Annotated in this window: 10 protein-coding genes; 4 read left to right on the top strand and 6 right to left on the bottom strand. The window is 74.1% G+C overall.

Translation table 11 applies throughout. The features are described from left to right. Positions 1 to 125 precede the first annotated feature (125 nt). Positions 126 to 1,277: a glycerate kinase gene (locus ACFYUS_RS05310; RefSeq protein WP_388846122.1), complete on the bottom strand. Its 1,152-nt coding sequence runs from the start codon at positions 1,275 to 1,277 to the stop codon at positions 126 to 128. A 112-nt stretch (positions 1,278 to 1,389) separates the two neighbouring features. On the opposite strand from ACFYUS_RS05310, the gene ACFYUS_RS05305 reads away from it, so the two are divergent. Continuing rightward, positions 1,390 to 3,060: a BCCT family transporter gene (locus tag ACFYUS_RS05305; protein WP_388846120.1), complete on the top strand. Its 1,671-nt coding sequence runs from the start codon at positions 1,390 to 1,392 to the stop codon at positions 3,058 to 3,060. Between the two features lie 43 nt (positions 3,061 to 3,103). After that, the gene (locus tag ACFYUS_RS05300) at positions 3,104 to 4,180 is read left to right on the top strand and encodes an ADP-ribosylglycohydrolase family protein (RefSeq protein WP_388846118.1); all 1,077 of its coding nucleotides are present in this window, start codon (positions 3,104 to 3,106) and stop codon (positions 4,178 to 4,180) included. On the opposite strand, the gene ACFYUS_RS05295 is transcribed toward ACFYUS_RS05300, so the two are convergent. From ACFYUS_RS05295 to ACFYUS_RS05275, 5 genes are all read right to left on the bottom strand, one after another. Further along, entirely contained in the window at positions 4,177 to 4,677 is a 501-nt protein-coding gene (locus ACFYUS_RS05295) for a methylated-DNA--[protein]-cysteine S-methyltransferase (protein ID WP_388846116.1), read from the bottom strand. The two genes, ACFYUS_RS05300 and ACFYUS_RS05295, sit on opposite strands and share 4 nt — an antisense overlap. Beyond that, entirely contained in the window at positions 4,674 to 6,167 is a 1,494-nt protein-coding gene (locus ACFYUS_RS05290) for an AlkA N-terminal domain-containing protein (protein WP_388846114.1), read from the bottom strand. Before ACFYUS_RS05290 ends, ACFYUS_RS05295 begins: the two co-directional genes overlap by 4 nt. Before the next feature lie 81 nt (positions 6,168 to 6,248). Continuing rightward, entirely contained in the window at positions 6,249 to 6,869 is a 621-nt protein-coding gene (locus tag ACFYUS_RS05285) for an L-threonylcarbamoyladenylate synthase (RefSeq protein ID WP_388846112.1), read from the bottom strand. A 9-nt stretch (positions 6,870 to 6,878) separates the two neighbouring features. Next, positions 6,879 to 8,282, bottom strand: coding sequence for a phytoene desaturase family protein (locus ACFYUS_RS05280; RefSeq protein ID WP_388847709.1), 1,404 nt, complete (start codon positions 8,280 to 8,282; stop codon positions 6,879 to 6,881). Positions 8,283 to 8,363: 81 nt separating this feature from the next. Beyond that, entirely contained in the window at positions 8,364 to 9,200 is an 837-nt protein-coding gene (locus ACFYUS_RS05275; protein WP_388846110.1) for an inositol monophosphatase family protein, read from the bottom strand. A gap of 116 nt (positions 9,201 to 9,316) precedes the next feature. On the opposite strand from ACFYUS_RS05275, the gene ACFYUS_RS05270 reads away from it, so the two are divergent. Both ACFYUS_RS05270 and ACFYUS_RS05265 read left to right on the top strand, forming a co-directional pair. Beyond that, positions 9,317 to 10,384, top strand: a complete 1,068-nt coding sequence (locus tag ACFYUS_RS05270; protein WP_388846108.1) for a biotin/lipoate A/B protein ligase family protein — start codon at positions 9,317 to 9,319, stop codon at positions 10,382 to 10,384. Positions 10,385 to 10,408: 24 nt separating this feature from the next. Then, the gene (locus ACFYUS_RS05265) at positions 10,409 to 11,293 is read left to right on the top strand and encodes a hypothetical protein (RefSeq protein ID WP_388846106.1); all 885 of its coding nucleotides are present in this window, start codon (positions 10,409 to 10,411) and stop codon (positions 11,291 to 11,293) included. The last annotated feature ends 140 nt before the right edge of the window (positions 11,294 to 11,433 follow it).

Genomic DNA, 11,433 nt, shown 5'->3' with positions numbered 1-11,433 from the left:
TGCCCCCTCCCCCGCGCCCCACTCCACCCGGGGGGTGGGGGGGGGGTCGGCGCGGGGCCGGCGCCCGCCCCCCGCCGGGTGGGGGCGGCCGCCCCCCCGCCCCCCCCCCCCCCCCCCACAACGGACTAGGAGAGGAAGTCCCGCGCGATGTTCGACGCCACTTCCTCCAGGAGCGGGCCCGCGTTCGCGATGCACTTCGCGGTGTCGGGCTCCAGGTCCGTGAGGGGGTAGGCGCGGCGGATGCCGGCCGTGCCCAGGGCCTCGGCCGGGAGGGCGAGGCGGCCGCAGACCGCGACGACCTCCTTGCCGGCGGCGCGGGCGGCGGCGGCGACGCCGGCGGGGGCCTTGCCGTGGAGGGTCTGCTCGTCGAGGGAGCCCTCGCCGGTGACGACGAGGGTGGCGCGCTCCAGGGCGGGGGCGAAGCCCAGGACCTCCAGCATCAGCTCGATGCCGGGCCGGAAGCTCGCGCCGAGGATGAGCGCGCCGTAGCCGATGCCGCCCGCACCGCCCGCGCCGGGCGCGACGGCCGCTTCGGCGGCGCGCGGTCCGACGGCCTTCTCCAGGACGGCGGCGAAGTGGGCGAGGGCCGCGTCGAGGGTGCGGACGTCGTCCGGGGTGGCGCCCTTCTGCGGGCCGTAGACGGCGGGCGCGCCCTTGGGGCCGGTGAGCGGGTTGTCGACGTCGCTCGCGAGGATGAGGTCGACCGAGGCGAAGCGGGGGTCGAGGCCGCTGAGGTCGGCCGTGGCGAGGTCGGCCAGGGGCGCGCCGCCGGGTCCGACGGGCTCGCCGTCCGCGTCGAGGAAGCGGGCGCCGAGCGCGGCGAGCATGCCGGCGCCGCCGTCGGTGGTGGCGCTGCCGCCGACGCCGAAGACGAGGGTGGTCGCGCCGGCGTCGAGGGCGGCGCGGAGCAGTTCCCCGGAGCCGTACGTGGTCGCCGTCAGCGGGGCGAACACGCCGGGCGGGAGCAGCTGGAGGCCCGAGGCCTCGGCCATCTCGACGACGGCGGTGGTGCCGCGCAGCGCGTACGCCGCGGTGACCGGTTCGCCGAGCGGGCCCGTCACGCGGACCTCGCGCCGTTCGAAGCCGGCCGCGACGGCCGCCGCGACGGTGCCGTCGCCGCCGTCCGCGACGGGCAGGGTCTCCACCGTGAGCTCCGGGACGACCCGTCGCAGTCCTGCTGTGACCCGCTCCGCGACCTGCACGGCCGTGAGCGAGCCCTTGAACTTGTCGGCCGCCACGAGCACGTGAGCGACCTGAGTTGCTGCTCCGTCCGTCACCTTGCATCCCTTGCTTTCGAACGTGCAGTCGCGCCGAGGCAGACCCTATCCGTACGTCCGGACGGCGTGCCACTCCCTGATAAGGCGATATTCCGCACCATAGTGGGGTCGCATGAGCACGGAAAAGATCGTTCCGGATGGCACGCCCGACGGCAAGGTCATCGGGATCGGGGTCGCCGCGGTCGCCGCGGTCGTCGGTTGGGCGGCGCTCGGCGAAGACTCCTTCGACAGCGCGTCCTCCTCCGCACTGAAGTGGGTGCTGGCGAACTTCGCCTGGCTGTTCGTGGTCGCCGCGGACACCTTCCTGGTGCTGTGCCTGGTGATCGCGTTCAGCCGCTTCGGCCGGATCAGGCTGGGCGCGGACGACTCCGAGCCGGAGTTCACGAACCTGGCGTGGATCGCCATGATGTTCAGCGCCGGCATGGGCATCGGCCTGATGTTCTACGGGGTCGGGGAGCCGCTGACGCACTTCCTGTTCCCTCCGCCGGCGAGCGGGGTCGCGCCGGGGACGGGCGCGGCGGCCCGGACGGCCCTGGAGTACTCGTTCTTCCACTGGACGCTGACGCCGTGGGCGATCTACGGCATCGCGGGCCTCGCGCTGGCGTACGCGGGCTTCCGCAAGGGCCGGGGGAACCGGCTGAGCTCCGCGTTCGTGCCGCTGATGGGGGCGCGCCGGGCGGATGCCTGGCCGGGCAAGGCGATCGACCTGCTCGCGGTGTTCGCGACGGTGTTCGGCACGGCGACGAGTCTGGGGCTCGGCGCCCTCCAGGTCGCCGAGGGGCTGAACCTGACGATGGACGTGGAGAACTCGACGGCCACGCAGCTGATCATCATCGTGGCGCTGTCGGCGGCCTTCGTCCTGTCGGCGTTCTCCGGGCTGCACAAGGGCGTGAAGTGGCTGTCCACGCTGAACATCGTCCTCGCGGGCTGTCTGATGCTCTTCGTGTTCCTGCTCGGCCCGACGGTCTACATCCTGGACACCATCCCGGCCTCCGTCGGCGGCTACCTGGACCAGCTGCTGCCGATGGCGAGCCGTACGGGCGCGTTCACCGACCGTGAGTGGCTGGGGGCGTGGACGATCTTCTACTGGGCGTGGTGGCTGTCCTGGGCGCCGTTCGTCGGCACCTTCATCGCCCGGATCTCGCGCGGCCGGACGATCCGGGAGTTCCTGGTGGGGGTGCTGCTCGTGCCGTCGGGGGCGACGGTGGTGTGGTTCTGCGTGATGGGCGGGACCGCGATCCGGCTGGAGTCGACGGGCGCGGCGGACCTGGCGACGGCGATGAAGGACGGCGCCGAGGCCTCGCTCTTCGCGATGCTGGAGGCGCTGCCGATCGGGACGGTGACCTCGGTCCTCGCGATGCTCCTGGTGATGACGTACTTCATCACGAGCGCGGACTCGGCCTCGCTGGTGATGGGCTCGCTGACGAGCCGCGGCGCGCTCCACCCGCCGACCTGGCTGGTGGTGACCTGGGGCGTCCTGATGGCCGCCGTGGCGGCGGTGCTGCTCGTGGCGGGCGGTCTGAAGTCGCTGCAGACGGCGACGATCCTGGTGGCGCTGCCGTTCGTGGTCGTGATGCTGGTGCTGTGCTTCGCGCTCCTGCGGGAGCTGCGGGAGGACCCGGGGGCGGGACCGGCCCGGCACCACGCCCTGCACGGGCTGCGGGACGCGGTGCGGGCCCTGGTCGGGGAGGCGATGGACGAGAAGGGCGGCGACCGCCTCCAGCGGTCCCGGCAGGTGGAGAAGGCCCGGACGGGCGCGGAACCGCCGCCCGGCGAGGGCTGACGCTCGGCGCGCGCCCGGCCGCCCGGTTCGGTACACCGGAGGTATGGGTTTCACGGACGGGGAGCTCGGGGACCGGATCCTGGGCGGCTGGACGGGCCGGATCGCCGGGAACATGCTCGGCAAGCCCGTGGAGCGCGGTGACCACTGGACCCGGGAGCGCATCGACGCCTATCTGCGGCTGGCGGGGGCGCTCCCGCTGACGGACTACCTCCCGCCCCCGCCGCCCGGGGCGGAGGGCTTCGAGCTGCGGCCCGAGTGGGAGCGGTGCGTGCGGGGCGGGATCGACGGGAGCTGCCGGGACGACGACGTCGACTGGTCGGTCCTGGGGCTGCACCTCCTGGAGACGCGCGGCTTCGCGTTCACGACCGAGCAGGTGGGCGAGGAGTGGCTGCTGCGGCTGCCGTACCTCCAGACGTTCACGGCGGAGCGGGTCGCCTACCGGAACCTCGCGAACGGGCTGCGGCCGCTGCTGACGGCCACGTACGACAATCCGTACCAGGAGTGGATCGGGGCGTTGATCCGGGCCGATGCGTACGGCTGGACCTGTCCGGGCGATCCGCGCCGGGCGGCCTCGCTCGCCCGCCGGGACGCGGTCCTCTCGCACACCGGGAACGGCGTGTACGGGGCGATGTGGGCGGCGGCGCTGATCGCGGCGGCCTTCACCGCGCCGGACGTGCGCTCGGCCCTGGAGACGAGCCTGGAGCGGGTCCCGGCGAGCAGTCGGCTCGCCCGGACCGTACGGGGAACGATCGCGCTGTACGAGTCGGGGCTCGGCTGGTCGGAGGCGCTCGCCGAGCTCGCGGAGCGGACGGCGGGCCTCGGCTGGATCCACACCGTCCCGAACGCGGCCGTGCTGACGGCCGGACTCCTTTACGGGGAAGGGGACTTCACCCGTACGATCACGCTGACCGTCCGCGGCGGCCTGGACACCGACTCCAACGGGGCGACGGCGGGCTCGGTGGCCGGCGTCCGGTGCGGCGCGGCCGCGATCCCGCCGCAGTGGTCGGAGCCGCTGCGGGACCGGGTGCGCAGCGCCGTCTTCGGTTTCGACGGCGTCCGCATCGGCGAACTCGCCGAGCGGACGCTGCGGTTGGCGGAGCGGAGCGGGGGCTCCGGCTAGAAGAGGGCCTCCGGCTGCGCCGCACCCGATTCGAAGGCGAGCAGTCGCTGCTTGCGGTCCAGGCCGCCGCCGTAGCCGGTGAGGCCGCCGCCGGCGCCGATCACCCGGTGGCAGGGGACGATGATGCCGACCGGGTTCTTGCCGTTGGCGAGGCCCACGGCCCGGGAGGCGCCGGGGTTTCCGAGTTCCTCGGCGAGTTCGCCGTACGTCCGGGTCTCCCCGTACGGGATGCGGAGCAGCTGCTCCCAGACGCGCAGCTGGAAGGGGGTGCCGATGAGGTTCAACGGCAGGTCGAACGAGGTGAGTTCGCCCGCGAAGTAGGCGTCGAGCTGGCGGATCGCCTCGCCGAAGGGGCGCGGGTCGGGTTCGCCGAAGGTCTCCTCGGGCGGACGGTGGCGCTGGCCGGTCATGTGGAGGCGGCTGAGGACGCCGTCGACGGCGACGAGCGTCAGCGGCTCGTACGGGCTGTCCACGACGGTGTGCCGGACGGCGGTCATGGTGCGGTCTCCTCGGCGGGCAGGAAGTTGATCGGGTGGTCGTCGGTCGCCCAGAGGTACTGGACGGCGTAGGCGCGCCAGGGGCGCCAGTGCGCGGCGCGGGCGGTGAGCGCGGCGGGGGTGCCGGGCAGTCCGAGGCCTTCGGCGGCGCGGCGGACGCCGAGGTCGCCGGGGAGGAAGGCGTCGGGGTCGCCGAGGGCCCGCATGGCGATGATCTCGGTGGTCCAGGGGCCGAAGCCGGGCAGGGCGAGCAGCCGGGCGCGGGCCTCCTCGCGGTCGTCGGCGGGGCCGAGCGGGAGCGATCCGTCGGCGAGGGCCCGGACGAGGGTGAGGAGGGTGGTGCGGCGGCTGCGCGGCAGGGCGAGGGTCTCGGGGTCGAGGGCGGCGAGCGCCTCGGGGCCCGGGAAGAGGTGGGTGAGTCCGCCCTCGGGGTCCTCCACGGGGACGCCGTGGGCGGTGACCAGGCGGGCGGCGTGGGTGCGGGCCGCGGCGGTGGAGACCTGCTGGCCGAGGACGGCCCGTACGGCGAACTCGGCGGGGTCGACGGTCCCCGGCACCCGGCGGCCGGGGGCCTTGTCGACGATCGGGGCGAGCAGCGGGTCGGTGCGGAGCCGCTCGTCGACGGCGACGGGGTCGGCGTCGAGGTCGAGGAGCCTGCGGCAGCGGCTGATCGCGTGGGTGAGGTCGCGCGGGTCGGTGAGGAGGAGCCGGCAGGCGATGTGGTCGGGGCGCGGGGCGAGGGCGACGATGCCGTGTCCGTACGGGAGGCTCAGGGTCCGCCGGTAGGCGCCGTCGCGCCACTCCTCCACGCCGGGGACGGCGGTCGCGGCGAGGTGCCCGAAGAGGTTGGAGGGTTCGAGGGGGGTGCGGAACGGCAGCCGGAGGCTGATGACCCCGGGGGTCGCGGTCGCCCCGGCCGGTGACCGGCGGGCGGCGCGGGCGCGGAGCTCGCCGGGGGTGAGGGCGAAGACCTCGCGGACGGTGTCGTTGAAGGTGCGGATGGAGGAGAAGCCGGCCGCGAAGGCGATCTCGCCGAAGGGCATCGGGGTGGTCTCGATGAGCAGCCGGGCGGTCTGGGCGCGCTGGGCGCGGGCCAGGGCGAGGGGTCCGGCGCCGAGTTCGGCGAGGAGCTGGCGCTCGATCTGGCGGGTGGACCAGCCGAGCCGGCGGGCCAGGCCCGGGACGCCCTCGCGGTCGACGACGCCGTCCTGGATGAGCCGTACGGCGCGGGCGACGGCGTCGGCCCGGACGTTCCACTCGGGCGAGCCGGGGCTGGTGTCGGGCCGGCACCGCTTGCAGGCCCGGTAGCCGGCGCGCTGGCAGGACGCGGCGCTGGGGTGGAACTCCATGTTCTCGGGCTTGGGCGGGACGGCCGGGCAGCTGGGGCGGCAGTAGATCCGGGTGGTGCGGACGGCGGTGAAGAACACGCCGTCGAAGCGGGCCTCCTTCGACTGGACGGCCCGTACGCAGCGCTCGGTGTCGGTGTGCATGGGTCCAGGATCGGGGACGGACGGCGCACGGGCTGGCGAGAAAACGACATGGACGTCCGGCCCCGTCCCGCCGGGGGATGCCTACTCGAAGCGGGTGGTGTCCCCCGCGCCCCGGCGGACGATCTCGGGCTCGCCGCTGGAGAAGTCGACGACGGTGGTGGGTTCGGTGCCGCAGTCGCCGGAGTCGAGCACGGCGTCGACCTGGTGGTCGAGCCGCTCCTTGATCTCCCAGCCCTGGGTCAGCGGCTCGGGCTCGTCGGGCAGGAGCAGGGTGCTGGAGAGCAGCGGCTCGCCGAGCTCGGCGAGGAGCGCCTGGGTGACGACGTGGTCGGGGATGCGGACGCCGACCGTCTTCTTCTTGGGGTGGAGCAGCTGGCGCGGCACCTCCTTCGTCGCCGGGAGGATGAAGGTGTACGCGCCGGGCGTGGACGCCTTGACCGCGCGGAAGACGTCGTTGTCGATGTGCACGAGCTGGCCCAGCTGGGCGAAGTTCGCGCACATCAGCGTGAAGTGGTGCTTGTCGTCGAGGTCGCGGATGGCGCGGATGCGGCTGATGCCGTCGCGGCTGCCGAGCCGGGTGCCCAGCGCGTAGCAGGAGTCGGTCGGGTACGCGACGAGCGCCCCGTTCCGGATGGAGTCCGCCACCGTGCCGATGGTGCGGGGCTGGGGGTTGTCGGGGTGCACGTCGAAGTACTTGGCCATGGGGGCAGTCTATTTTCGCAGGCTCCGCCAGACGGCCTTCGCCGCGTTGTGCCCGGACATGCCGTGCACGCCCGGTCCGGGCGGGGTCGCGGAGGAGCAGAGGAAGACCGCCGGGTGCGGGGTGGCGTAGGGGCGCGGGGAGAGCGTGGGGCGCAGCAGGAGCTGGAGGCCGCGGGCGGCGCCGCAGGCGATGTCGCCGCCGATGTAGTTGGCGTTGCGCTCGGCGAGTTCGGGCGGTCCGGCGGTGGCGCGGGCCAGGACGCGGTCGCGGAAGCCGGGGGCGAAGCGCTCGATCTGACGCTCGATCGCCTCGGTGAGGTCGCCTCGCCAGCCGTTCGGCACGTGGCCGTACGCCCAGAACACGTGCTTGCCCTCGGGGGCCCGGGAGGGGTCGACGAGGCTGGGCTGCGCGGTGATGAGGAAGGGCGTGTCGGGGGCGGTGCCGGAGGAGGCCTCGCGCAGGGCGGTGCCGATCTCGCCGGCGGTGGGGCCGACCTGGACGGTGCCGGCGCGGCGGGCCTCCTCGGCGGTCCAGGGCACGGGTCCGTCGAGCGCGTAGTCGATCTTGAAGGCGGCGGCGCCGTACTTGTAGTGGTCGTAGTGCCCGCCGAGGCCGGCGATCCGGGCGAGGGCGGTGGGCGAGGTGTCGAAGACGTAGGCGCGGGCCGGCGGCAGGTCGTCGAGCCGCTTGACCTCGAAGTCGGTGTGGACGGCGCCGCCGAGGTCCTTGAGGTACGCGGCGAGGGCGTCGGAGATGGACTGGGAGCCGCCCCGGGGCATCGGCCAGCCGCCGGCGTGCGCGGCGAGCGCGAAGACCAGGCCGACGGCGCCGGTGGCGAAGCCGCCGAGCGGGGCGATGACATGGCCGACGAGCCCGGCCAGGAGCGCGCGGGCCTTCTCGTCCTTGAACCTGCGCATCAGCCAGGTGGACGGCGGGAGTCCGGCGAGGCCGAAGCGGGCGAGCATGACCGGGTCGCGGGGCAGCGCGGTGAGCGGCAGCTGCATGAAGTCGCTCGCGAGGGTGTCCCACTTGCCGAGGAAGGGGGCGACGAGCCTGCGGTACGTCCCCGCGTCGCGCGGCCCGAAGGAGGCCGCGGTCTCGGAGACGGAGCGGGCGAGGACGGCGGCGGTGCCGTCGTCCCAGGGGTGGGCCATGGGCAGTTCGGCGTGGAGCCACTCCAGGCCGTACCGGTCGAGCGGCATCGTCTTGAAGACGGGCGAGCCGGCGCCGAGCGGGTGCACGGCGGAGCAGGGGTCGTGGCGGAAGCCGGGGAGGGTGAGCTCCTCGGTCCTGGCACCGCCGCCGACGGTGGACTTGGCCTCGAAGACGGCCACGGAGAGGCCGCGCCGGGCCAGTTCGACGGCGGCCGTCAGTCCGTTGGGTCCCGCCCCCACGACGACAACATCGAGCATCGACGTCTCGTTCGTCACCTTCGGACTCCTTCGTCAGCCGATGGCCAGGACTCCCAGGATAGGCGGGTGGCGGACCGCGCCTCACACGCCCCCGAGGAGCGTCCGGATCCGCTCGGCGGTGGCCGCGTCCCGGGCGGTCGTGAACGGCAGCGCGTTGCCCCCGGCGATCCGGAACGGCTCCCCCGCGATCGTCGTGGTCGCGCCGCCCGCCTCGGCCACCAGGAGGAGTCCGGCGGCGTGATCCCACGCGTACTCCCAGCTGAAGGCGGTGCCGGCGAGCTCCCCGCGCGCCACGGCGAGGTACTCGAGACCGGCGGAGCCGCAGGGGCGCGGCCGGACGCCCTCGGTCCGCAGCCCGAGCAGGGCCCGCTTCTGGTCCGGGGTGGTGTAGTCGGGGTGCGAGGTGGCGACCTCCAGGACCTCGCCGGGCGCCGGTGAACCGGACCGTATCGCCTGCCCGTTGAGCGTGGCGCCGCGCCCGCGCACGGCGACGGCGAGCTGCTCCAGGGCGGGCGCGAAGGTCCAGGAGGCGAGGACCTCGCCGTGCTGGGCGAGGGCGACGAGGGTGCAGAAGGCGGGGTCGCCGTGGACGAACTGGCGGGTGCCGTCGACCGGGTCGACGATCCAGACGGGCGCGTCGCCCCGCAGAGCCTCGTAGAGGGCGGGGTCGGCGTGGACGGCCTCCTCGCCGACGACCACGGAGCCGGGCAGCAGGGCGGTGAGCGAGGCGGTCAGGTGGACCTCGGCGGCCCGGTCGGCGACCGTGACCAGGTCGTGCGGCCCGTTCTTCTCGACGATGTCGTCGGCGGCGAGCTGCCGGAAACGCGGCATGATCTCGGCGGCGGCCGCCTTGCGGACGGCCTCCTCGACCTCGGTCGTACCGCCGTCGAGGACGTGCTCAAGGAAGTCTTCGATCATGGCTCCAGCTAAGCACGGGCCGCTGACATCCGGAATGCCGCGCTTGTCACCCGTTGTTTCCCCGGGGAGTACCCTTCGGCCGAGTTCACCCCTTACGGACAGACAGGGAGGCTTCCGTGCACGGCGCCTACCACGGTGAGTACAAGGTCCCCGGCGGAAAGCTGGTGGTCGTCGACCTCGACGCGGAGGACGGGGTCCTGCGGAACGTCCGGGTCGCGGGCGACTTCTTCCTGGAACCGGACGAGGCGATCCTCGCGATCGACGGGGCCCTCGAAGGCGCCCCCGTCGACACGGACGCCCCGGGGCTCGCGGCCCGGATCGACGCGGCGCTCCCGCCGGGCACGCAGATGTTCGGCCTGACGACGGAGGGCGTCGGCGTCGCGGTCCGCCGGGCCCTCGCCCACGCCACGGACTGGACCGACTACGACTGGCAGCTGATCCACGAGCCGCCGCAGTCCCCCGCGCTGCACATGGCCCTCGACGAGGTCCTCACCGCCGAGGTCGCGGCCGGCCGCCGCCCGCCGACCCTGCGGATCTGGGAGTGGGGCGCCCCGGCCGTGGTCATCGGCAGCTTCCAGTCCCTGCGCAACGAGGTCGACCCGGAGGCGGCGGAGCGGCACGGCATCCAGGTGGTGCGCCGGATCAGCGGCGGCGGGGCGATGTTCATCGAGCCGGGCAACACGATCACGTACTCCCTCTCCGTCCCCGACGCCCTCGTCCAGGGCCTCTCCTTCACCGACAGCTACGCCTACCTCGACGACTGGGTCCTCGGCGCGCTCGGCGACCTGGGCGTCCGCGCCTGGTACCAGCCCCTCAACGACATCGCCACGGACGCCGGCAAGATCGCGGGCGCGGCCCAGAAGCGGCTGGTGGCGGGCGAGGGCGCGGTCCTGCACCACGTGACGATGGCGTACGACATCGACGCCGACAAGATGACGGAGGTCCTGCGCATCGGCCGGGAGAAGCTCTCCGACAAGGGCACCAAGAGCGCCAAGAAGCGCGTCGACCCCCTCCGCCGTCAGACCGGCCTCCCCCGCGAGGCCGTGATCGCCCGCATGATCACCTCCTTCCGCAACCGCTACGGCCTCACGGAAGGCCACGTCACGGAGGACGAACTGACCCGCGCGAAGGAGCTCGCGGAGTCCAAGTTCGCCACCGAGGAATGGACTTCCCGAGTGCCGTGACCACCGGCTGCGTAGGGTGAAGGCATGCGTGTCGAAGAGCCGGTGAAGCCCGGCCTGCGGATGGAGTGCGCCGACGGACGCCGGCTGGTGCTGCTCCAGGGCGAGGCCCCCGTGCTCTTCGCCCGGCCACGTGCCACCCACTACGGGGTGCACTACGCGCGCACCGGCCGTTACGCCTCCCCGCTGGCTCCCCTCCGGGCCGAACGGGCGCGCTCGTTCGCGGAGTTCGCGGCGCCGGGCACGGAGGAGTGGACGGCACGCTGGGCCGCGCGCGCGGAGACGGAACTCAGGGCATCCGACAGCGGGCCGCTCCACGCGGGCGAGTGGCTGCTGGCCCCGGATGTCCACCGCTGGTTCGTGGACGGCAACTGGCCGAAGCTCCTGTCCCATGACCCGGACCGGGGTCATCTGACCTGGTTCGGGTACGGGGACCCGGTCGAGGACGCGCGCGACCTGCTGCCGCTGCGGGCGCTCTCGCCGGTGGAGGCGCCCCGGGTGCGGGCGTACCGCCGCCAGTACCGGGAGGGGGTGCTGCCGCCCGTGTTCGCCTGGTGGATCAGCGGGCTCGACTCCCCCGTGGTCCTGGACGGCCACGACCGGCTGACGGCGGCGCTCGCGGAGGGCGGCCGGCCGGAGGTGCTGCTCCTCTCCCGGGCCCCGGACGCCGCGTGGGTGGCGCTCTGCGCCGAGCGTCCGGTGATCGAGTACGAGAAGCGGGTCGCCGCGCTGGACGGCCCGCTCGGCCCCGTGCGGATCGCGAACGAGAGCCGGGGGCTGGCCTCCAGGCTCCGGGAGATCGCCCACTCCCCCGACCTCACCCGCGCCTGGCCGTTCCCGGGCGGCGCCCCGGCCTGGGACGCGGCCGCCGCCGCGCACGTCCCCGGCTGGGCCCCCGACCCCGACCGCTGATCACACCATCGGTCACCCGTCCGGCCCCATGATCAGGTGACCCCACCGCGCCTCCGTCGTTGATGCCCACGCGGGCCACGACGGGCGTGCGGAAACGTCTCCGCATGATCGGTGGTCCCGGGAACGCGGTGTCGACAGGG

This window comes from Streptomyces sp. NPDC004284, assembly GCF_042874035.1.
Classification (GTDB): domain Bacteria; phylum Actinomycetota; class Actinomycetes; order Streptomycetales; family Streptomycetaceae; genus Streptomyces.
This window is presented reverse-complemented; position numbering and strand designations above follow the sequence as displayed.